This window comes from Nonomuraea marmarensis (assembly GCF_043197025.1).
Taxonomy (GTDB): domain Bacteria; phylum Actinomycetota; class Actinomycetes; order Streptosporangiales; family Streptosporangiaceae; genus Nonomuraea; species Nonomuraea marmarensis.
The window spans coordinates 98,145-120,272 of sequence record NZ_JBICRM010000025.1 but is presented as its reverse complement, the minus strand read 5'-3'; the positions used below and the strand labels follow the sequence as shown (position 1 = coordinate 120,272).

General features: G+C 69.7%; 18 protein-coding genes. 6 read left to right on the top strand and 12 right to left on the bottom strand.

The features are described from left to right. Positions 1-9: 9 nt before the first annotated feature. On the bottom strand, positions 10-2,322 hold the full coding sequence (locus ACFLIM_RS33390) for an ATP-binding protein (protein WP_393172338.1): 2,313 nt from the start codon (positions 2,320-2,322) through the stop codon (positions 10-12). Positions 2,323-2,451: 129 nt separating this feature from the next. Between ACFLIM_RS33390 and ACFLIM_RS33385 the strand changes: the two genes are divergently transcribed. Next, positions 2,452-2,910: a carboxymuconolactone decarboxylase family protein gene (locus tag ACFLIM_RS33385; protein WP_393172336.1), complete on the top strand. Its 459-nt coding sequence runs from the start codon at positions 2,452-2,454 to the stop codon at positions 2,908-2,910. A gap of 112 nt (positions 2,911-3,022) precedes the next feature. On the opposite strand, the gene ACFLIM_RS33380 is transcribed toward ACFLIM_RS33385, so the two are convergent. From ACFLIM_RS33380 to ACFLIM_RS33365, 4 genes are all read right to left on the bottom strand, one after another. Further along, complete coding sequence (locus tag ACFLIM_RS33380; RefSeq protein WP_393172334.1) at positions 3,023-3,643, bottom strand: L-threonylcarbamoyladenylate synthase; 621 nt, start codon at positions 3,641-3,643, stop codon at positions 3,023-3,025. A gap of 183 nt (positions 3,644-3,826) precedes the next feature. Continuing rightward, the gene (locus ACFLIM_RS33375) at positions 3,827-5,068 is read right to left on the bottom strand and encodes a vWA domain-containing protein (RefSeq protein WP_393172332.1); all 1,242 of its coding nucleotides are present in this window, start codon (positions 5,066-5,068) and stop codon (positions 3,827-3,829) included. Beyond that, the gene (locus ACFLIM_RS33370; protein WP_393172330.1) at positions 5,065-6,339 is read right to left on the bottom strand and encodes an AAA family ATPase; all 1,275 of its coding nucleotides are present in this window, start codon (positions 6,337-6,339) and stop codon (positions 5,065-5,067) included. Before ACFLIM_RS33370 ends, ACFLIM_RS33375 begins: the two co-directional genes overlap by 4 nt. 90 nt (positions 6,340-6,429) lie before the next feature. After that, the gene (locus tag ACFLIM_RS33365; RefSeq protein ID WP_393172328.1) at positions 6,430-7,821 is read right to left on the bottom strand and encodes a hypothetical protein; all 1,392 of its coding nucleotides are present in this window, start codon (positions 7,819-7,821) and stop codon (positions 6,430-6,432) included. Positions 7,822-8,283: 462 nt separating this feature from the next. Between ACFLIM_RS33365 and ACFLIM_RS33360 the strand changes: the two genes are divergently transcribed. The 3 genes from ACFLIM_RS33360 to ACFLIM_RS33350 are packed head-to-tail and all read left to right on the top strand — an operon-like array spanning position 8,284 to position 10,711. Further along, the gene (locus ACFLIM_RS33360) at positions 8,284-9,675 is read left to right on the top strand and encodes an MFS transporter (protein ID WP_393172326.1); all 1,392 of its coding nucleotides are present in this window, start codon (positions 8,284-8,286) and stop codon (positions 9,673-9,675) included. Further along, positions 9,672-10,502 carry a carbohydrate deacetylase gene (locus ACFLIM_RS33355; RefSeq protein ID WP_393172324.1) on the top strand — a complete coding sequence of 277 codons (831 nt, stop codon included), beginning with the start codon at positions 9,672-9,674 and terminating at the stop codon, positions 10,500-10,502. The genes ACFLIM_RS33360 and ACFLIM_RS33355 overlap by 4 nt, the downstream gene beginning before the upstream one ends. A 23-nt stretch (positions 10,503-10,525) precedes the next feature. Beyond that, positions 10,526-10,711 (top strand): hypothetical protein, encoded by a 186-nt coding sequence (locus ACFLIM_RS33350; protein ID WP_393172322.1) that lies wholly within the window; start codon positions 10,526-10,528, stop codon positions 10,709-10,711. 88 nt (positions 10,712-10,799) lie between these two features. Here the strand turns inward: ACFLIM_RS33350 and ACFLIM_RS33345 are convergent, their stop codons facing one another. Continuing rightward, positions 10,800-11,336 carry a DUF302 domain-containing protein gene (locus tag ACFLIM_RS33345; protein ID WP_393172321.1) on the bottom strand — a complete coding sequence of 179 codons (537 nt, stop codon included), beginning with the start codon at positions 11,334-11,336 and terminating at the stop codon, positions 10,800-10,802. A 205-nt stretch (positions 11,337-11,541) separates the two neighbouring features. Between ACFLIM_RS33345 and ACFLIM_RS33340 the strand changes: the two genes are divergently transcribed. Then, a complete protein-coding gene (locus tag ACFLIM_RS33340; RefSeq protein ID WP_393172319.1) occupies positions 11,542-14,724 on the top strand; it encodes a hypothetical protein in 3,183 nt (1,060 codons plus the stop codon). Positions 14,725-14,781: 57 nt separating this feature from the next. Here ACFLIM_RS33340 and ACFLIM_RS33335 read toward each other — a convergent pair whose 3' ends face one another. Continuing rightward, positions 14,782-15,813 (bottom strand): hypothetical protein, encoded by a 1,032-nt coding sequence (locus tag ACFLIM_RS33335; RefSeq protein WP_393172318.1) that lies wholly within the window; start codon positions 15,811-15,813, stop codon positions 14,782-14,784. Positions 15,814-15,961: 148 nt separating this feature from the next. Here ACFLIM_RS33335 and ACFLIM_RS33330 point away from each other — a divergent pair, with 148 nt between their 5' ends. After that, the gene (locus ACFLIM_RS33330) at positions 15,962-16,351 is read left to right on the top strand and encodes a cupin domain-containing protein (RefSeq protein WP_393172316.1); all 390 of its coding nucleotides are present in this window, start codon (positions 15,962-15,964) and stop codon (positions 16,349-16,351) included. Between the two features lie 33 nt (positions 16,352-16,384). On the opposite strand, the gene ACFLIM_RS33325 is transcribed toward ACFLIM_RS33330, so the two are convergent. Genes ACFLIM_RS33325 through ACFLIM_RS33305 form a run of 5 tightly spaced genes read right to left on the bottom strand, consistent with a single transcriptional unit; the run spans position 16,385 to position 22,121 of the window. Next, a complete protein-coding gene (locus tag ACFLIM_RS33325) occupies positions 16,385-17,386 on the bottom strand; it encodes an ABC transporter ATP-binding protein (protein WP_393172314.1) in 1,002 nt (333 codons plus the stop codon). Beyond that, positions 17,383-18,387, bottom strand: coding sequence for an ABC transporter ATP-binding protein (locus ACFLIM_RS33320; protein WP_393172312.1), 1,005 nt, complete (start codon positions 18,385-18,387; stop codon positions 17,383-17,385). Before ACFLIM_RS33320 ends, ACFLIM_RS33325 begins: the two co-directional genes overlap by 4 nt. Beyond that, positions 18,380-19,348 carry an ABC transporter permease gene (locus ACFLIM_RS33315; RefSeq protein ID WP_393172310.1) on the bottom strand — a complete coding sequence of 323 codons (969 nt, stop codon included), beginning with the start codon at positions 19,346-19,348 and terminating at the stop codon, positions 18,380-18,382. Before ACFLIM_RS33315 ends, ACFLIM_RS33320 begins: the two co-directional genes overlap by 8 nt. Next, entirely contained in the window at positions 19,349-20,386 is a 1,038-nt protein-coding gene (locus ACFLIM_RS33310) for an ABC transporter permease (protein WP_393172308.1), read from the bottom strand. It lies immediately after the preceding gene. Between the two features lie 7 nt (positions 20,387-20,393). Continuing rightward, positions 20,394-22,121 (bottom strand): ABC transporter substrate-binding protein, encoded by a 1,728-nt coding sequence (locus ACFLIM_RS33305; protein ID WP_393172306.1) that lies wholly within the window; start codon positions 22,119-22,121, stop codon positions 20,394-20,396. Positions 22,122-22,128 lie beyond the last annotated feature (7 nt).

The following is a 22,128-nucleotide window of genomic DNA, read 5'->3' as shown; positions in this document are numbered from 1 at the left end:
GAACGCGGCCTAGCTGCGGAAACGAGAATCCGTTCCATGGTCGCGGGCTGGGACGCTACCTACGGTGACTTGATACGCCTCACGCGCGAGCTTCTCGTCGTGCGGCCGCCCGAGCTTGCGCGCCAGTTCGATGGTGCGCTCATGCAACGCCAGCGCCTCGTCGAAACGGCCCGCCGCGCGGCACGTCTCGGCGTACGTGGGCAGGAAGTCGATCTCCAGCTGTGCCTCGGCCAGCGGTTCCAGCAGCTCGAAGGCGTGTCGATGGTGTTCGAGTGCCTCGTCGAGTGAACCCATGATGCGCAGCGCGACACCGAGATAGTTGTGACACCATGCCTTGTTGTGCTGAACCTCGGCGAGCTGCAACGCCTCATGCAGCGCTTGTAGCGACTCTGCTGGGTTGTCTGATGCCAGTGCGACACCGAGCGTGACCAGCCCAGTTATCTGGGCAGGCCCATCGGCCAGAGCGAGTGATGCGCGGGCGAGTTCGGCGGCTTCGCTGTGCCGTCCGAGGTGGAGGGTCACCCATCCGTCGAAGGCCAGCGCCTGGGACTGACCGGAGCGATGCCCGGTCTTCTCGAACAGCCTGCGCGCCAGCCGGAATTGAGCCTGTGCCGCTTCGAAGTCGCCGAGATCCCGGCGGACGAAGCCGGTGCGCAGCGCCAGCGCGCTTGCTAGCTCGTCATCGTTCAAATCGGACTGTTCGGCTAGTTCGTAGGCGGCGAGCGCCTCGGCGAGACGTCCAGCGGCAGCGCGGGCGAAACCGAGATCCACGAGCAGTGAGGCACGCTGCTGGTTGCGCCTGAGACGTTCCGCGGCGGCTGCGGCCGCTTCGAGCAGGCGTACCTGGTCGTCGGTTCCGCGATGCCGGAAGAACCAGACTCGCATGGCCTGCGGCAGCTCAGCCACCACATCGTCCGCGCCGAGCCGAACAGCGGTGTCGAAGCAGGCGATCAGGTTGGCGTACTCGGTGTCGAACCAGGCCATGGCCTTCGCCGGATCGCCCGGCACGGTCTCCTTGCGGTGCAGCAGGGGCAGCGTCCGATCGTAGGCGGTCGCCTGTTCCAGATAGTGGCTCAAGACACGGTGCACGGCGGCATCCGCCTGCGGCTCCTCATCGGCGGCGATGTCTGCCGCGTACCGCCGGATCAGGTCGTGCAGCCGGTAGCGTCCAGGGGAGGGCTCCTGGACCAGATGCGCGTCCACCAGCTCTTCCAGTACCGCATTGACGCGGTCCGGCGTCATGTCGGCAAGCGCGCCCGCCACCGGTGCGTCAAAGTCGGCGCCGGGCAGCACGCCCAGCAACCGGAACATGCGGCGCTGGACCGCGTCGAGCTGCTGTAGCGACATGCCGAACACGGAGTCGAAGCGACTGGCGTTGTCGCGCAGCCGCTCGGCCAGCACCGCCACTGTCCAACCTGGACGGTGCCGTAGCCTCGCGCCCGCCATCCGCAGCGCCAACGGAAGGCCACCGCACTGCCGCAGCACCTGGGCGACCGCCTCCTCTTCGGTCAGGTCTACCCCGGCCGCCCGGCCGAACAGCGACGCCGCCTCCGCAGGGGAGAGCGCCTCCAGGGACACGGGCGGCACCCCGCCCAGGCTCACCAGCCGATTGCGGCTGGTGACCAGCACTGCGGACTTACCCGCGCCAGGAAGGAGCGGACGCACGTGCTCCGCGTCGACCGCGTTGTCGAGCACGACGAGCGCCCGACGCCGGGACAGTTCCGACCGCCAGAGCGCCGCGCGTTCGACCGTATCGGCTGGAGGATGCGCGACACCCAGGGCGCCCAGTAGTCGGCCGAGTGCGGCCGACGGCTCCAACGGTTCCTGGCCCGGAGTGAAGCCGTGCAGGTCGAGATAGAGCCCACCGTCAGGAAAGGACGGCGCGAGCCGGTGCGCCACGTGCACGGCGAGGCTGGTCTTCCCGACGCCCGCCATGCCGTCGATCGCGACCGCGCCCGCGGTACGCAGCAGCTCCTCGACCAGCGCCGACTCCGTCTCGCGTCCGGTGAAGTCGGCGAGGTCGGCCGGAAGGTCGTTCCGGCGTGGGCTGGGTGCCGCTCCAGCCTTGGACGCCTCAGCCCACAACGCCCGCAACGGACGGGGATCGCGGGCCACGACCCGGCACAGCGCCACGACGGCTTCCCAGGGCGGCACCAGCTGGCCGGTCAGATACCGGGACAGTGAGGAGCTGCTGAGGCCCGCCTGGCGGGCGAGGGCGCGCACGCTGAGCCCGCTCGACTCCTTGATCCGGGTGAGCTGGGCGATCAGGTGCTCAGGTCCGCTCGACACCAGCACACGGTACCCGTCCCAGCCCGCGGCCACGGAACAGAGTTTCATTTCCGCAGCTAGGCCGCATCCCGGGTGTCCCACGCTGTCCCACGGACGGAGCGGATCCCGACGCTCCGGTGGTCAGATGACTCCCGTCAGAACACGACGACGAAGGAGAAAGCGATGCCGACCGAACGCATGCCGAACCCGGCGACCCTGATCCCCGAGGCGATGCAGGCGCTGATGGCCGTCAACAAGGCCATCCTGGGCGCCGGAGTGGACGCGAAGCTGCTGGCGCTGAGCCACCTGCGAGCCAGCCAGATCAACGGCTGCAGCCCCTGCGTGGCCGGGGGCGCCCAGCAGCTCCGCCACCACGGCGCCACCGACGAACAGGCCCACGCCGTCGTCGCATGGCGTGAGACGCCCTGGTTCAGCGATGCGGAACGCGCCGCGCTGGCCCTGACCGAGGCCATCACCCGGCTCGCCGACCGGCCCAACCCGGTGCCCGACGAGGTATGGGACATGGCCGCCAAACACTTCGACCAGAAGGAACTCGCCGCACTGGTACTCAACATCGCCATCACCAACGCCTTCAACCGCCTCAACGCGCCGACCCGCCAGCAGGCGGGCGGCAAGTGGTAAGCGTGTCGCGCTGACAGAACAGGTGGGGGCCCTTGGGCGGGCTCCCACCGATCGAGGCATCGCCGCCGTCGGCTCACGACGATGGCGCGGCGCCTTGGGACCCGCCGGCCGCCTACTCGAAGAGGGACGGGTCTCCCGTGCCTCGACGAAGAATCTCGGGCTCATCCTGCGAGAAGTCGACGACGGTCGTCGGGGTGGCGCCACACTCGCCGGAGTCGATGACGGCGTCCACCACGTGGTCGAGCCTCTCCTTGATTTCCCAGCCCTGCGTCAAGGGTTCGCTCTCGTCGGGCAGCAGCAGGGTGCTCGACACCAGTGGTTCGCCGAGCTCGACCAGCAGCGCCTGTGTGACGACGTGATCAGGGATCCGGACGCCGACCGTCTTCTTCCGGGGGTGCAGCAACCGCCGAGGCAGCTCCTTGGTCGCGGGCAGGATGAATGTGTAACCGCCGGGCGTCGCCGCCTTGACCAAGCGGAACAGCGCATTGCTCACATGAACGAATTGGCCAAACTGGGCGAAGTCCCTGCAGATCAGGGTGAAGTGGTGGTCACTGCCGAGGCTGCGGATTTCCCTGATCCGGTCGATGCCCTCCTTGTTGCCCAGCCGGCACCCCAGGGCATAGCACGAGTCCGTCGGGTACGCGATCAGCCCGTCCGCCCGCAGTAACTCGACGACCTGGCTGATCAGGCGAGGCTGGGGATTGTCCGGATGCACATCAAAGTACTTGGCCACACCTTGGATCCTAGAAGCGGACACCCCTTTGCATGACACGCGATCGGGAGCTGTACGGCTCTCCGGCACCCCGGCCGCCGCCGAGAAGGTCAGCGCAGCCGTCGACACCGCCCTGTGCGCCGACCGCTGAACCTGTGGATCACAGCCGAGGAAAGTGCGGACAACTCGCGCACCAGGGTGTTGTCAGCCGATGACGACCACCTGGGCCCAGTCGGGCGGCGCGGCCGGCACGTACTCGGGATCGTCCTCGTCCCACGATCGCACCGCCCGCTCCCGGGCGAACAGCCCCACCACGGTCCGGCACGGTGGCCGCGCGGCCGGCCAGGGTGTCTGCCCGTCGGTGAGGATCACCACGACGTCCGGCCGCGGCCTTGCCCGCAGCGCCTTGGTGAAGCCCGTGCGCAGATCCGTGCCGCCACCGCCCACCAACGCGATCCCCTCGGCACGGCACAGCGGGCCCACCACCCGGGCCGCCGCGTCGCACGACAGCACGCTGACCAGGTCGCGGCGACCGCCCACGGCCCGGACGATCGCGGTGACCTCGAGAAGCGCGCTGCCCAGTTCAGCGTCACTGACCGACCCCGACGTGTCGATCACCACGGATACCCGAGGTGGCCTGCGCCGCAGGCTCGGCAGGATGACCCCGGGCAGGCCGGCGGACCGCCGCGACGGCCGGCCGTACGTGTAGTCCTCACCCACGCCCGGGCCGGAGGCCGCCGAGCGAACCGCCGCGCCGAGGAGTTCCCGCCACGGCTGCGGCGGGTGAAACGCCTCCTCCGCCCACCGCCGCCATCCCTTCGGAACGTCCCCGGGGCGGGCGGTGATGCCTTGGGCCACCCGGAACCGAACCGCGTCTTGTTCCTGTTCGCTGAGGCCGTTCGCACCGTCCGGTCCGAGGTCCCACTCCCGCTCCAGCCCGTCGGCGCCGCTGCCACAGTCCAGCCAGACCAGCCCCTGCGTGTACGGCCCGAGCCGGAACTGACGCAGGTAGTCCTCCATGAGCTCCCCCTCGGGCAGCCCGAGAAGCCCCGGTTCGACGGCGCCTTCGGGCCGGATCAACCCGTCCCCGAACACGTCGTCGTTGATCTCGCAGTCCGCCGCGATGTTCATCCGCAGCCGCTCCCCAGGTCCGGTCAGCCCTCGCTCCAACGCGACCCGGTCGCCCCGCCCGTGATGGTCGCGCAGCAGGTGGGAGACCTCATGCACCCACACCCCCGCCAGTTCCTCCACGGAAGTACGGGCGACGAACGCCGGCGAGACGTAGCACCGCCAGTGCCGGTCCACGGCCATCGTCGGCACCAGCCGTGACTCCACCGTGTGCAGCGCGAACAGCGCCGTCGCCAGGTACGGCCGCGCCCGCGCGGCGTGCAGCCGGGCGGCGAAGAGTTTGTCGAGAGCCGATGCCCCCGCTGCACCGGGCGTCATCGGCTCGACCCCGCGACGGCGGCGACCCGCGCCGCGGCCTCGTCCGCCCGCCTGCTCAAGGACACCACCCCGGCGAGCTTCTCGATCGACGCCGGTACGTCCCAATCCGCGCGGCGCAGCGCGGCGAGCGTGGTCGCGGGCACGACCACCAGGTCCGGGGCTCCGTCCTGCAACGCCCGGACCAGCAGCGTCCACGCCGCGTCCCACCGGGACTTCTCCGGCCGCTGCCGGACCGCCTCCACCACGCCGTCGAGCACGGCTTGGCGCAGGTCGCCCCGCTCGGGCAGGTCGGCCGCCGCCGGGTCGGCCAGCAGCACCTCAGGGTCCGGAAGGTCCATCCGATCGAGGAAGGCCAGCAGTTCCAGCCCAGGACCGTCGCCTACCGTGCCCCGTACCAGCATGGACAGCACATCCCGGGACGTGCCCGCCGCGGTGGCGAAGGCGGTCAGGCACAGCGCCATCTCCCAGCTGCGGGGTGAGGGCCATGGACCGCCTCGGCGGGCTCCGTTGCTCGGCAGCTGATGCACGAGGGCGGGACGGGCAGCGAGGAGTCGGCACACCACACGCCGCGCGAACGTCACGGACTCCGCCAACCGATCCGGGTCGAGCCGTGGCAGCGACGCCCGCGGCCAGGTCCCACCAAGGCCGCGCACCACGACCTCGTGGTCATGAACCCACTGCAGATGAACGAACCGGTTGGCCAGGGGCGGACTCAGCTCCCAGCCGTCGGCTGCGGAGGACCGTGGATTGGCGGCCGCCACGATCCGGACCCCGGCGGGTAGCCGCAACGCGCCGACCCGCCGCTCCAGCACGAGCCGGAGCAGAGCGGCCTGGACGGCCGGCGGCGCCGTGGACAGCTCGTCCAGGAAGAGCAACCCGCGGCCCGCCCGGACCAGGCGTACGGCCCAGTCTGGCGGGGCCATCGGGACGCCCTGCGTTGCGGGGTCGTCACCGACCACGGGCAGGCCGGAGAAGTCGGACGGCTCATGCACGCTGGCGATCACCGTGGTCAGCGGCAGGTCAAGGGTTACGGCGAGCTGCTGCAGAGCTGCGGTCTTGCCGATCCCCGGCTCTCCCCACAGCAGTACCGGCAGGTCAGCCGCCACGGCCAGGGTCAGCGCCTCCAGCTGGGGGTCCACGCGCGGCTCCGTGGCCGTGTCGTGGAGCAGGGCGAGCAGATCGGCCGCGACGTCCAGTTGGGAGGCATGCGCCGGACCGGAGAACGCGCCGCTGGCAGCGGACGAAGAGGCGGGCAGGACAGATGCGGGCATGAGATCACCTTTGAGGTCTGGTAATTGAGCCGGGCAGGGCCAGGCCAGGAACGCGGTGAGACACCGCGAGGAGAAGATGAGACCCGCAGGTCAGCGGGACTTCGCGTGGCGCGGGTGGGCACGGTTCCCGCGGGTACGGGGGCCGGGCCGGGCAGCCGGGCCCCGTCCGACCTCGGACAGCTCGGCCCGGAACAGCCCATGGGCGATCCGCCGTCGTGCCGCCGTTTCCAACTCGTCGCGTAGCGCGCCACTGGGCAGCGCCGCACCGGGTCCGAGCAGACCTTCGACGGCGGCCAGTGCACCGGCGGCGTCGCCGTGGTCCAGGCGTGCGCGTACATCGTCGAGACACCCCGGGTCGCGGTGCGCCTCGCCGATCGCCTGCAGGCAGGGCAATGGGGCGCCGGTCAGCGCGGCCAGCAACTCCTCGCGGCGGATCTCGGCCGGATCGTGATCCAGCGGTACGAGCACCCCGTCCACGAAACCGATCCGGTGCTGCGCGCCACGACACTCGACCAAGCGCGTACCGTCTCCGCTGCCAGGACTCCGTACCGCGCCTACCGGCGGATGGCCCGCTGGTGCCGCGCTGACCGGCGGATGGCCCGGCCCGAGCGCCGGCACCACGAGGGGATGCAGCCGGTCGGCCTCGATCAGCCCAGCCCGGAGCAACGCCAGGTCGGGCAGCACCCACGTCGCTGCGTCAGGCAGCACCGGAAGCGCGGACCCGCCACCCCTCGCGGAGGCCGTCGTGATCCGCACCGCCGGGCGTCCGGAGGCAGCCCCGTCCGCCGCCAGGTCCAGCACCAGCTGACGCCGCCCCCCGAGCCGCACGGCGACCGCACCACCGGCCCGCCCTTCCTCGCGGAGCAGCATCCACGCCTCGTCCGCCCACCGGTCCACGGCACAGTCGTGCCCCAGGCCCGCAGCGGAACGGCGGTCATCGGGAGTCAGGTCCGCCCCAGAGCGAACCCGCAGCTCACCGACCCTCCGCACATCCCACAGGTGGCGGTGCAGATCGAGGCGGAAACGCCGATGAGGACGGGGATGCGGATGCGACCCGATTCCGGACCGGGTCCCGTCCCACAGAGCCAGGCTGATCCGCTGACCGGCATCCGCCCAAGCCGGCGGAGTCCGGGCCACGAGGTGCACCGTGCCGCCGTCCCCGTGGTACCGGGCCAGCGAGACAGTCAAGCCCGGACGCATCAGCCCATCGGGCGCGACCCTGGGGATGTGCCAGCGCAGCAGGTCAGGAGCCAGATGCCGGAGATCGGCCCGGACGCGGGCCGCGAGCTCTCCGCCATGGGCGCGAGCCGCAGAGCGCAGATTGAGATCGACGTCCACGTGCGCCGCAGCACATGCTCCCGCCCAGTCCCCGGTGACACGGCAGGCGGTCGCAGAATCGATCATGGACGGCGGCACGGCGAACTTGCGCACGCGCAGCCAGAAGGAAAGACGGGAATCCTCGTTCGCAGTCGAGTAGTGCATCAGCACTCACCTTGTGCGAACGGAACCCCCAATCTGCTGGAGGAAGTAATCATCTTGATCAGCATACAACCCCCTGCCCTGCATCCGCCAAGTACGAACTGTCGGGTTTCGCCGTGACGCCGGGTGCGCTTGAGGCGGAGGAGCGCCGGTTTAAGAACTACTCCACCTTGAAGAACACGGCGCCCAGGCCGCTGAACACCGCGATGGACGTATGACGCGACCACAGGTTCGGGGAGACCGCAGGTCGGCGTGGTAGGGCGGGTGGGACTTGAACCCACGACCCACGGATTATGAGTGCGGACGAGCATGTTCTTGACGTGCCCGGGATCGCAGACCAGCATCACTGGGACCGGACCGGCAGTCGACGTCCGGCGCGGCACGACTCCGCTTCACCCGCTGTTCTCCTTCGAGTGCGAAGGTAACGCCGCGCACAGCGTCGGCATCGGCAAGGAAGGTGATCGCTTGTCCCAGCCCGGCACGGCCTCCGCCCTGGGGCGGACTCCCGCGTGGCGCTACGCCATCGGGATGTTCGGCACCTCGATCCCGATCAACATGATCAAGGGGTCGATGATCCTCTTCTACGTCGACATTCTTGGGCTCGACGTTCGCGCTTACGGCGTGGTCATGGTGATCTACGCGGTCATCGACGCGCTCGACAACCCGCTGCTCGGCCACCTCTCCGACCGCACCCGAAGCCGGTTCGGCCGGCGCCGCCCGTGGCTGCTCGTCGGCGCGCCGATGCTCGCGGCCTGCATGATCGCGTTCTTCTCCGCGCCGACCTCTCTGCAGGGCATCGGCCTCGTGCTCTGGTTCGCGGTGTTCGCGATCCTCTGCGAGGCCTTCGACTCGATGCTCAACGCCAACTACGGCGCGTTGCTCCCCGAGCTGTACCCGCAGGAGCGCGACCGCGCCGTGGCCAACGGTCTGCGCCAGGGCTTCCAGCTCGTGGCGCTCGTGATCTCGCTCGCGGTCACCCCGTTGCTCACGACGGGTGTGTTCGGCACCGAGGAATCCACCCAAGGCTTCCAGATCACCGCGATCATCTATGGCGCGGTCGCGCTCGTCGTGATCGCGTTCATGGCGCTCGGCGCGCGCGAGAGTCCCCGCTACTCCACGCGCGAGCGGCCGCTGCTGCTGCCTAGCGTATGGTCGATCGTGCGCAACCCGACGTTCTGGACGGTCGGGCTCACCGGCGCCTGTTACGGGATAGCCATGGCGCTCGTACTCTCGGGCATCCAGCTGTACGTCCGCTACTCGCTCGGGCTCCCGGTCGGGAACGCGCTCTACCTTCAGGGCATCGTCATCCTCGTCTCGGCAGGCGGCCTGGTGGTGTGGACGCGTGTCGTCGCACGCCGCGGCGCTCTGTGGACCTGGCGGCTTGCCTTCGCGGTCCTCGCGGCCAGCTTCGCCGGCTTGTTCTTCGCCACCGACCTGGTTACCGGGATCGCCGCGGGGGTGCTCGTCGGGGCCGGGTGGTCGGGAATGCTCGCGACGAACGACCTCATCGTCGCGCGTGTGCTGGACGCCGACGCAGCGCGCAACGGGGAGCACCGCGAAGGGCTTTTCCTGTCCGCGTTCGGATTCTTCGGCCGGCTCAACGGGATCGTGACCGGACTCGCGCTCACATCGCTGGGCGTGTTCTTCGGCTACAACTCGGGCGACGACCCCGGCGCAGACCCCGGGCTCGCGTTCCGGGTGTACTTATGCGTGTACCCGTTCGTGCTGACGACGATCGGCGCGGTCGCGGCGCGACTCATCTCGGTCCCGATCGAGACGCCGCCTGAGGCGGCTGAGCCGGTCGAGCCGCCGCTCGCCGGTCCCGTGGACGAGTCCGCCGTGGAGCGCCCCCGATGACCCGTCGCGTCGTGATCACGGCCGACGATCTCGGCCGGGAACCCGGGACGACGGAGGTCATCGTCGCACTGCTTGCCGAGGGACATGTCACTGCGACGACGCTCATCTGCGTCTCGCCGGCCGCGGAGCAAGCGGCGAACCAGGTTTGGGAGCTCGGCGTCGTGCCGCGGCTGCATGTGACGCTCACGAGCGAGCGCGGGCTTCCGCGCTGGCGGCCGCTCAACGGCGCGGCGAGCCTCGTCGATCCGGACGGGACGCTCAGCGATGATCCGTTGGCTCTCGGAGCCCGCGGCGAGGCCCAGGATGTCATACGGGAGGCGGACGCGCAGCTGCACTGGATGCGCGGCCGGGGCCCCATGCCCGAGGCGGCCGACTCCCACGCCGGCACCCTCTACGGCCTGCACGGCAGATCGTGGCTGGCCGAGGCGCTTGAGTGGTGTGCGCGCCATGGCCTTGCCTTCCGGTTGCCCCGTGACCCGGAGCCGTACTTCGGGGGGTCGCTCCCGCCGCAGCTCGCGGCAGCGCACGAGCGCGCCGTCGCCCTCGCCGAGGCACTCGGCGTGTCCCTCCCGCAGACGATCGCGACCAACCGGCGCGGCGCACACGAGCTCGGCGCTTACGAGCGACTGCGGGACGATTACCTCCGCCGGCTCGCAGCCCTGCCCGAGGGGACGAGCGAGTTGTTCCTGCACCCGTCCCGGGAGGACGCGGTCACGGGACCGGACGGCATCGTGCGGACCTGGGAGGCTCGGCTGCTGCGTGACCCGGTGTGGCACAACGCCCTCGAGAGTGAGGGCGTCGAGGTCGTCGGAGGCTGGTGGACCTGACTCGGCAGGCCCGGAACCTATTGATGATCGAGTTGGGGGACCGGGCCGAAGGCCTCCGGTTCCTCATCCGCGACCGGGACGCGAAGTTCACCGCGGCGTTCGACGAGCGGACTCTTCACGACCGGCCCGGGGGCCGCTCGGCGCGTCCTCGTCTCTGGCCGAGTTGGCTGATCAACGCCGCCAGAGGCGAACATGAGGACATGCCCTGACGGACGACGTCCGGGAGATCATCGGCAGGCCGCCGTCCGGCGTCGAGGAGTTCGTCGCGGACAATCCCGAGCTGTTCGCCCGGCATCGTCAGGGTTGAGCCCGAAGTTCGCTCGGCACCGGGGCGCCGAGCGCATCCAGCAGGTCGGCCAGCATGCCGTCGAGTTCGCGTCCCACGGCGGCGATCTCGGGGTTGCCGTAGCTGCCGAAGCGGCTGCTGGGCTGGTCGACATGCAACGTCACGACGCCGGACGCGTCGGCGCAGAGCACCGTGCGCAGCGGGGCGCTCAGCATGACCGCGGGGTCGTGGTGGAACATCCGCTGCGCGACCGTGTGGTTGCCCATGAGGTACATGACGCACGGCCACTCGTCACCGGCCAGGCTCATGAGAGGCGTGATCTCGAAGCGCCAGAAGATCACGAAGCCGTGCGGCGCGTTCTCGCGGAACTGCTCGACCACCTCGTCCCACGGCGCCCGCCGCCGGACGAGGTCTCCCACGCGGTCGGAGTCCAGGGCGGGCAAGAGCGTCTCGTAGTTGCTCATCGCCTCGTCGAACGAGCCGGGCATGGGAATCAGCAGGCGCACGTTGGTGTGCGTGATGGACGTCGCCGCGTTCGGAGCTCTCATGGCAATTCCTCCCCCGGGGGACCTCGCCTCGATCCACTTCTAGTGGGCGCCGGGTTCGCCTGTCGAGGTGACACGCCCGGCGGCGGTGTCACCCCGCAACCCGGTGGCCCGAGCGGTCCCGGATCTTGAGTAGGGGCCTACTCACGCGTGAGCGGAAAATGCGGCGGACGATCCTCCGGAGGGCGAACCCCAGGAGGAGACGACCGTGGGCGTTGAACATCGAGCGAGAACCTGGAGCCGACGGCTGGCGCCGGCCGCGATCGGCGTGCTGATCGTTGTGTTGATCCCGGCCCTGGCCACGCCGGCGGCGGCCGCGGCCCCGAGCATCGGGCTGACACTCAGCATCGACTACGTCCGCCAGCTCGAGAACCCCGACGACGGCCTCTTCGGAGACGGGGGAGACGGGGACTACTACCCGAAGGTCAGGATCGGCGACGGGCCGCTCGAGGAGGGCCCGCGGATCGAGGACGACGAGTTCGAGCCCTTCGGCCTGCCCGAGTCGCCCGGCGGCTGGATCTTCATGAAGACGGACCTGCCCGGCGACCAGCCGACCGTGAACATCACCGTCAGCCTGTGGGACTGGGACAACGGCCTGCGCACCAACGACGACCGGATGGACATCAGCCCCCGGCCCCAGGACGTCGAGCTCGACCTCGTCTACGACGTCCGCTCCCGCTCCCTGTCGGGGGACGGCATCGTCCACGGCACGCCCTGTATCCATTCCAACGGCGACTTCAAGGGCCAGACCTGCGTCGAGGGCAACGGGGATCACGGCTTTCCCAAGGACAACGACGGTAGAAGGGCCAGGCTCGGCATCACCGTCTCCACCTATCTTCCCGACACCGACCAGGACGGCATCCCGGACATCGTCGAGCGTTCAGGGATACGCGACCGCAACGGCGGGGTCATCGCCGACCTGCCGGCGCTGGGCGCCGACCCGTGCCGTAAGACGATCATCCTGCAGATCGACTTCATGACCGACGACAGGCACTCCCACCGGCCCAAGGACGCCGCCATCGACCTGGTCAGGAACGCCTTCAAGAACGCGCCGGTCGCAGCGGCGAATCCGTGCCCGTACGCGGGAGCACATCCCGACGGCGTCGACTTCATCCACATCCCGGGCGTGCGACTCAACGAACAGCCGGCCATCGGGTTGGTCAACAACGACGACTTCACCGACGCGCGCACCGCCCATCTGCCCAGAGAGCTGTTCCCTTACGCGCACTACGCGATCTTCGGGCACGACCTCATCGTCACGCGTAAGAAGGGCGACACGATCACCAGCGAGCCCAGCCCGGGAACGTCGGGCGAGTGCTGCGAATTCGACAGGGACAACAACAAGGACTTCCTCGTCACTCTCGGCTCGTGGCGGACCGTCTGCGTGGCGGACTTCGGCCCCGACTACGCCGGCGACGGCGTACTCCAGACGCAGCCCGCGGGCGACGACAGGGTGGTCAACACCGCGATCCAGGTGGGCCGCGACCGCATCTGCAACACGACCAGCACGAACGTCACCGACCTGCAGGTGCTCACCCCCGGAACGGGCGACGCCGACGCCGAGGTCGGCACCGTGCAGGACCAGGCCGGCACGCTCATGCACGAACTCGGGCACGCGCTCGGGCTGGCGCACGGCGGCGACAACAGCGTCGACAACTACAAGCCCAACTACCTCAGCGTCATGAACTTCTTCTTCCAGACGGGCATCCCCAACAGCCCGCCGCCCCTGCTCGTGGACGACATGGGGACCTGGAAGATCGGCGCGACCCGCATCGGCTATTCCAGCGGAAAACTTCCCCTGCTGGTCAAGAGCTCACTCGACGAGAGCAAGGGGATAGGCGACGGCACGGACTACACCTTCTGGAAGACCGACAACCTCGCCCACCCGGCCAGCACCGTCAGGCCGTTGCGAGCGGGGCCCGGCAACGGGCCGCTCAACTGGGACGACGACGCCACCCCTGGCACCGGCGCCCCGATCATCGACCCGAACCCGGTGAGCGTGGACATCAACGGTCTCGGCGGCGACGGCAACAACACCCTCACGGATCACGACGACTGGGCGGCCGTCAGGTTCCGGGCCATCCACTCACCGGACAACAGGGGGCGAGCCTGCAGCAGCTACCCCGCGAGTGCGCCGACCTGCACCGGGGCCGGTGGCGGCCCGGCGGACGAACTCGACTTCGCCACAGTGCTCCGGCAGGAGACGGCGTTCTTCAACCAATACGATCCCGACATCGCCACCACGAAGACCGTCGACCATCCCGACGCCGATCCCGGCGACACGCTCACGTACCAGGTGAAGCTGGACAACGTCGGCACCGGCGCCGCGACGGCGATCGGCCTGACCGACACCCCGCCCAGCGGCCCGGCCCAGACCCGCTCGGTGCCCCATCTCGGTGCGGGTCTGTCGAAAACCGAGACGTTCGGCTATCTGATTCCCTGCGACACCACCAACGGGGGCGTCCTGACCAACACGGCCACGGCGACCGCCAAGGACACCGGGGGCGGACCCGAGGCGAACACGGCCGACAACACCGCGACGGCCGCGACCACCGTGCACGCCCCGAAGCTCACCCTGGCCAAGACCGCGCCGCAGACCGTCAACGCCGGCGAGGCGATGACGATCGAGCTGAAGGTCGCCAATGCGGGCAGCGGCACGGCGACTCGCGTGACCCTCACCGACACCCTCCCGCCCGAGGTCTTCTACAGCCGGGCACTCGACCAGGGCACCGGGCCGAAACCCGCGACCGTGACCACCAACCCCGACGGCACGACCACGCTCGCCTGGTCGCTCGGCTCGCTCGACGGTGGCGCGAGCTCCAGCGTCCGGTTCACCGCCCGGCCGAGCCTGCTGTTCGTCGCGGGGAACGAGCTGTCCGGCTCCGCCTCGGTCGCGTACGAGAACACGAACGGCTGCATCTACGAGCCGGCGACCGCGACGACCTCAACCCGCATCACCGAGGTCACGCCTACCAGGAACCCATGGCCGCAACTGTCCTGGCAACTGCAGCCGCAGCGGCAGAGCGCCGAACTGCTGGGCCGCGTCCAGGCCACCGACGCCCGCTTCGACGGAGCCGACGGCTCGGCCCCGGACGGCGCGCTCACCCGGGCGGAGGTGAACGCGGTCTACGCCTTGTCGATCAACCAGTCCGACCTGCTACGCGCCCAGCTCCTGACCAGCTACCTCAACCTCGCCGACCGGCGGATCAACGCGGCTACCCGGATCTTCTCGCTGGCCGCCGCCGCGCTGGAGCTACGGTCCGTGGGCGGGGCCGCCCGCCACGCGCAGGCGACCCTCCTGCTGCCCGACAACCTCGCGAACCTGCTCAGGTACGGCAAGGCGACCACCGTCCTGACCGAGATCAACCTCAACCTCAGCGAACGCTACTGACTCGTGGATCCCGGGTGGGCCGGCTCAGGAGCCGGAATAGCTTGATCGTCGCACCGGTCAGCGGAAGTCGGAGATGCGCAGCACCGCTAGCATGTCCGTCGCCCGGGAGCCGGTCGAGAAGGATGCCTCCGCGCCGACCCAGCCGCGAAAGGCTCCCGTGTCGTCGATGATCTGCATGAGCGGTTTGACGTGGGAGTTGCCGGTGTAGCAGAACTCACCGCGCTCCATCGCCAGGCAGGTGCACCAGTGCCACAGTGTGTCGCGGCGGTCGGACTTGGAGATCATCGTGAGGTAGTACTGGATGGAGCTGATGTTGGGGCGCGTTCCGCCGCCGTACTTGGGGCAGCCGCCGGACTTCTGGCACGCGCCGCGCGAGGACGGCTGCAGGTAGGTCAGGCACGAGGTGGTGGCGGCGCAGGCGCGGAAGGCGGCGTGGCCGAACGGCTGATTGCCGGAGGTGACGAGTTTGCCGCTCGCCCAGCTCGTCAGGTCCTGCCTGAGCGAGCCGGGGAACGCCTTCACCGAGCTCATCGCGCGGCGGGTGCTGGGCGCGGCGTTGCTGCCGTAGCCGTACCCGTGCGTGGCCAGCGTGCTCTGCTTGAGGTCCAGGCGGGCCAGCTTGCCGTCAGGCGAGGGCCGCACGTACCACTGCTCCGTCCACGTCTGGGCGATCTTCCATCGGATGGTGAGCACGTCGCCCGCCATGGTGTACGTCCCGGTGCGGCTTTCGTCGGGGGCGCCGGTGAAGCCCCCAGCGGTGAGCACCTCGCAGGCGCGGGGCCGCGATGCGGCACCGCCCGCCTTGGTGGTGCAGCTCGGGTCGGGGACGGTGCCGGTGCGCTGCCTGGCCTTGGGATGACGCTGCCACCACAGGTACAGGGCGGCGGTCACCGTGCCGTTCGCGGCGAAGCGGTAGCTGCCCAGGCGCACCCAGTTCTGCCGGGAGGCGGCCTTCAGATGACCCTGTGAGATGACATAGGTGGTCTTGCCGCCCGGCAGCGGCGAGGCCATACCCGCGGCGGTGGCCGGCCGGGCGGGCAGGATGGTGATGGCGAGCACGAAGGAGAGGATTGCGGCTGCGGTACGCATGAAGAGACTCCGGAAGTCTTACGGGCTTGGCCGATCGTCAACGGGCCACCGTATTAGGTCCGGACCGGATATGTCTCCGAAACCGCAGCTGTTATTAATGGTGATCTTGAGCTCGCATGGTGTGACACCTCTGGAGCATCCGTTCGCCGTGGGCACGATCACCGCGCCGCACCGCCACACGCGCGAGGACGAGCACTCCATCGTGCTCGAGGGCGAGATCGGGTTTCGGTCCGATGCCGACGAGGTCGTCCTGGGGCCCGGTGGCTACATCACCAAACCACGCGGGCAGATGCACGCCATGTGGAACGCGGGGACGGAGCCCGGCCGCATCATCGAGGTCATCACGCCGGGCGGCTTCGAGAACTACTTCCGCGAACTCAGCGACCTGATCACCTCCGTCGAACCGACAGCCGGCGTGAACCTCCGCGAGACGCCCGAATTCGCCGAACTCGCAACGCGATACGGCCTGACCTATGGCGACCCCGACTGGTTCGACGACGTCGTGGCGCGTTACGGACTGACACCACCAACCCACTAGCCCGGCTTGATTCGGCGAAGCCGGGCGCGGACGTCAGTTCGCCGGGGCGGCGGCGGGCGGCTCCTTCGCGAGGGGGAAGTGACACGACGCGTGGCGTCCGGGGGCCACCTCGCGCAGCGCCGGCCGCTCGTCGCGGCAGCGCTGCCGCGCGTACGGGCAGCGCGGGTGGAAGGGACAGCCGGACGGCTTGTCGATGGGACTGGGCACGTCGCCGGACAGCACGATCCGCTGCCGATTCGGCGTCGTGCCATCGTCGATCTCGGGCACCGCCGAGAGGAGCGCCTCCGAGTAGGGGTGGGCAGGCCCCGCGTACACGGCCTCGGCGTCCGCGATCTCAACGATCTCACCGAGGTACATCACGGCGATCCGGTCGGCGACGTGGCGCACCACGCCGAGGTCGTGCGCGATGAAGACGTACGTGAGCCCGTAGCGCTCCTGAAGGTCGGCGAAGAGGTTGAGCACCTGGGCCTGGATGGAGACGTCGAGCGCGGAGACCGGTTCGTCGGCCACGATGAGCCGCGGGTTCATGGCGAGCGCCCGGGCGATGCCGATGCGCTGGCGCTGCCCGCCGGAGAACTCGTGCGGGTAGCGGTCCACGTACGCCGACGACAACCCCACCACGTCGAAGAGCTCCTCGATGCGTCGGCGGATGGCGGAGCCTGAGCCGAAACCGTGGACGTGCAGCGGTTCGGCCACGATGTCGCCGGCCCGGCGGCGCGGGTTGAGCGACGCGTACGGGTCCTGGAAGACGAGCTGTATCTCCCGGCGCACCGGGCGCAGCCTGCGCCGCGACAGCCGGGTGATGTCGTTGCCGTCGAACTCGACCTTTCCGGCGGTGAGGTCCGTCAGCCGCACCAGGCAGCGCCCGAGGGTGGACTTGCCGCAGCCGGACTCGCCGACCAGCCCCAGGGTCTGTCCCGCCGTCACCTCCAGCGACACCCCGTCGACGGCGTGGACGACCGGACCGCCCCGCCCCCCGTGTCGCAGCGGGAAATGCTTGACCACGTCCGTGGCCCGCAGCAGCACCTCGGTCATCGCGGCTCCCGGCTCGCTCGGCGCAGTTGGTCGCGGTCGCCGGCCGGCAGCCAGCAGGCGTCGAGATGCCCCCCGGCGCCGGTCAGTCGCGGAGGCTCGTCGCAGTCGGGCAGCCGGAACGCGCACCGCGGCGCGAACGCGCACCCGGTGTGGACGTCGAACGGCGAGATGGAGGCGCCGGGAATGGCGGCCAGCCGCCGCGCCTTCGGGCCCGTCACGCGGGGCACCGAGCCCAGCAGCCCCCACGTGTACGGGTGCCGCGGGCGGCGCAGGACTTCCGTCGTGGTCCCGTGCTCGACGGCCCGGCCGCCGTACATGACGAGGACACGGTCGGACATCTCGGAGACGACGCCCATGTCGTGGGTGATGACCACGATGGCCGAGCCGTGGGTCTCGCGCAGCCGGCGCATGAGGTTGAGGATCTGCGCCTGCGTCGTGACGTCGAGCGCCGTGGTCGGCTCGTCGGCGATGAGCAGCCGGGGATTGCAGGCCAGGGCCAGCGCGATGACGGCCCGCTGGCGCATGCCGCCGGAGAACTGGTGCGGATAGTCGTCGACCCGCCGGGCCGCGTTGGCGATGCCGACCTCCTCCAGCAGCCGCACCGCCCGCTCGCGCGCCTCGTTCCTGGAGACGGCCTCGTGCGTGCGGATCTGCTCCGCGATGTGCCAGCCGATCGTGTAGACGGGGGTGAGCGCGGTCATCGGGTCCTGGAAGATCATCGCGATGTCGCGGCCGCGGATCGCGCGCAGCTGCTTGTCGCTCATGGCGAGCAGGTCCTGGCCGGCGAACGTCGCCGTGCCCGACACCTGCGCGTTCGGGTCCCTGATCAGTTTGAGCAGGCTCAGCATCGACACGCTCTTGCCCGAGCCCGACTCTCCGACGATGCCGAGCACCTGCCCGGCGTCGACCGAGAAGGACAGCCCGTCGACGGCCGTGATGACGCCCCGGCGGGTGCGGAAGCTGACCCGCAGGTCGCGAATGTCCAGCAACGGCTCAGCCACGGCGCACCCTCGGGTCGAGCCTGGCGTACAGGATGTCCACGACCGCGTTCGCCAGGACGACGAAGAACGCGGCGTAGAGGACCGTGCCCATGATCATCGGCAGGTCGATGTTCTGCAGCGCGTTATAGGTCAGCTTGCCGACTCCCGGCAGGCCGAAGACCACCTCGGTGAGCAGCGCGGCGCCGCCGACCAACGCGCCGAAGTCGAGGCCGAACAGCGAGACGATCGGGATCAGCGAGCAGCGCAGCGCGTGACGGATGAGGATCCGCCGCTCCGAGATGCCCTTGGCCCGGGCGGTGCGCACGTAGTCCTGGTCGAGGGTGGTGATGAGCTCCGAGCGCAGCAGCCTGGCGTAGATGCCCGCGTACAGCACGGCCAGCGTCAGCCAGGGGAACAGCAGGTGCAGCGCCCACTGCACCGGGTCCTGGCCGAAGGGCGTGTAGCCCAGCGGCGGTACCCAGGCGAAGAGTCCGTCGTGCAGCCGGTTCTGCGTGATGAGGTTGACCACCTCCCCGAGCCAGTACACCGGGAGGGACAGGCCGACGACTCCGGCCAGCATGATGATCGGGTCGGCGATGGTGCCTCTCAGCCGGACCGCCGTGGTGCCCATCAGCACCGCGAGCAGCATCCAGATGACGGCGGCGCCGAACACGAGCGAGAGGGTGACCGGGGCCGCCTGCAGGATCTGCGGGATCACCTTCGCGCCGCGGTTGACGAACGACTCCAGGTCGCGGCTGACGAACAGGTGCCGCATCATCTGCACGTACTGGATCGGAATCGGCTGGTCGAGCCCGAACGAGTGGCGTACCTGGGCGAGTGTCGCCGGGTCGGCGTTGCGGCCCGCGATGCGGGCCGCCGGGTCCACGCCCGGCGTGGCGAAGAAGATGAGGAACACCAGCGCGCTGATCGCGAAGAGCACGAGTACGGCGGAGCCCAGGCGGCGCAGGGAGAACGCGAGCATCTACGCACCACCGCGCAGCTTGACGCCCGGATTGAGCGCCTCGGACGTGGCGTCGCCGAAGATGTTCAGCACCACCGCGGTGAGCGCGATGAGCAGGCCGGGCGCCAGTGCCACCGCCGGGCGGGTGTACAGCAGCCCCAGGCCGTCGTTGATGATCGTGCCCCAGCTCGCGTCGGGCGGCTGTACGCCGACGGACAGGAACGACAGGGCCGACTCGGTCAACATGGACAGGGCCGTCATCAGCGGCAGGAACACGATCAGCGTCGGCAGCACGTTGGGCAGCAGGTCGCGGCGCATGATGCGCAGGTCGGAGGCGCCGACGCCGATCGCCGCCTGGATGAACTCCCGGTTGCGCAGGGATATCACCTGGCCGCGTATCGGGCGGGCCACGTAAGGAATGTAGACCACCCCGATGATGACGATGGGCACCCACAGGCTGCCCGCCGCGACGTCGATCGGCCCGATGTGCAGGCCGCTGGTCAGCAGCACCACCGACAGGCAGATCGCGAGGAGGTAGACGGGCACCGACCACAGCACGTCGAGGATGCGCGAGAGCACCGCGTCGAGCGCCCCGCCGGCGTATCCCGCGAGGACCCCGACGACGGCGGCGACGAGGCAGCACAGCACCGCCGAGCTCAGCCCGATGAGCAGGCTGTTGCGGCCGCCGTACAGCAGCCTCGCCATCACGTCGCGGCCCTGGTTGTCGGCGCCCAGGAAGTAGTGGGCCGGATCCCAGGTGGGGCCGATGGGCGTGACGCCGAGTCCCAGGCCGGCGCTGCTCGGCATGAGCACCGGTGTCGTCTTGCCGCCGACCAGGGTGGTGCCGGAGACGTTCGATCTGAACGGGTTGGCGTGCGCGACATTCCCGGCGTACACCGGGGCGAGCAGGCAGCCCACCACGATCACCAGGCAGACCACCGCGCTGGCCACGGCCGCGCGGTCGCGGACCAGCCGGCCCAGCGCGACCCGCCACGGGCCTTCGGATCCCCGGCCGGGCGGGGCGACCAGCGCTCCGCCCGGCTGCGTGACTACGGCCACCGGCTGCTCACTTCACCCAGAGCTGGCCGACCAGCATGTAGAACTGTTTGCTGAACTGGTAGTTGCCGACCCGCTTCGACACGAAGTCGATCAACTTCGGGTTGAACACCGGCACCACCGGCGACTGCTTCGAGATCGCCTGGTCGATCTGGCCCCAGAGCCGGCCGGCCTTGGCCCGGTCGGTCTGCTCGGTGGTCAGCGCCGTCTGCATCTGGGCGTCCACGTCCTTGTCGCAGAAGCCGGAGATGTTGATGCTGGAGTCGCTGCCCTCCTTGAACGACGCGCACGACAGCAGGACGTTGAGGAAGTCGGACGCCGCCGGGTAGTCCTGGTACCACGAGGTCAGGGCGAGCTGCACCTTGTTCTTGGTGTTCTGTATGTAGGTGAACTGGATGTCAGCCGACAGCGGCTTCAGCACCGCCTTGTAGCCGATCTCGTTGAGCACGCTCTGCAGGTATTCTCCCATGCTCTTGTTCACCTCGTCGTCCTGCACGACGATGCCGACCTCCTGGCCCGCGGTGCCCGACTGCTGCACCAACTGCTTGGCCTTCTCGACGTCCGGGGCGGTCCACTTGGCGCCGCCGCCCTTGGTGTAGTCACAGAAGTCGAGGTGTCCGGGGAAACCGGGCGGCAGGAAGGTGCAGGTCGACTGGGCCAGGTTCGGCCCGCCGTAGAACCGGACCATGGCGTCGCGGTCGACCGCCCAGTTGACGGCCTGCCGGGCCTGCACGTTGTCGAAGGGCGCCAGGTTGGTGTTGAGCGTGAGGTACCAGAGGGCCGTCAGCGGGCTGACGTGCGCCTGGCTCGCGTAGGTGGTGCCCATCTCGTTCAGCCGGTCGGCCGGCGGGGGGTCGAAGACCCAGTCGGCCTGGCCGTTCTCCACCGCGGTGACCGCGGCCTCCACGGTGAGGCCGAAGGAGTAGTCGATCTCGTCGGGGTAGACCTGCGGCTGCGCGTCCCGCGACCACTCCTTGAAGTTCGGGTTGCGCACCAGCTTCAGGGCGCGGTTGGGGTCGTACGAGCCGATCATGTACGGGCCCGTCGTCGGCAGCGGCGTGGTGCCGGCGTCCTTGGGCGGCGAGTCCTTGGGCAGCACGGTGGCGTGCGGCACGCCCAGCTTGTACAGGAACTCCGGGTCGGGCGCGACGAGGTGGACCGTCACCGTCCCCGCCGCCGCGTCGCCGATCACGCCCTTGTCGAGCTTGCACGACGCCGGCTTCTTGAGGCAGGCGTCGCCGCCCACGATGCCGTTGTAGAAGGTGCCGGCCGTGGGGCTGGACACCTTGAAGATGCGCTCGAAGGAGGCCACGACGTCGTCGACGGTGACCTCGTCGCCAGTGGCGAACTTGATGCCCTTGCGCAGCTTGAAGACGTAGGTCTTGCCGTCGTCGGTGACCTGGGGCATCGCCTCGGCCAGGTCGGGCACGACGGTGAACGAGTCTTGCCCGCCGACCTTCTTGAACGCCACGAGGCCGTCGTACATCGACTGGTACAGCTGCCAGTACTGCAGGGTGTAGTTCACCATCGGGTCCAGCGAGCCCGCCGCGCTCTTGGCCAGCAGCTTCAGCGTGCCGCCCTGGTGCTCGGGCTGGAAGGCCGCCGAAGCGGCGGGCTGGGTGGCGGGCTGGGTGGCGGTGGGCGTCTGGCCCGCCGGGCCGGAACAGGCGCTGAGTGCCAGCGCGGCGGCGGCCAGCGTGGCCGCGATCGCCTGGGCGCGCAAGGGGGAACGTGCCACGGACGGG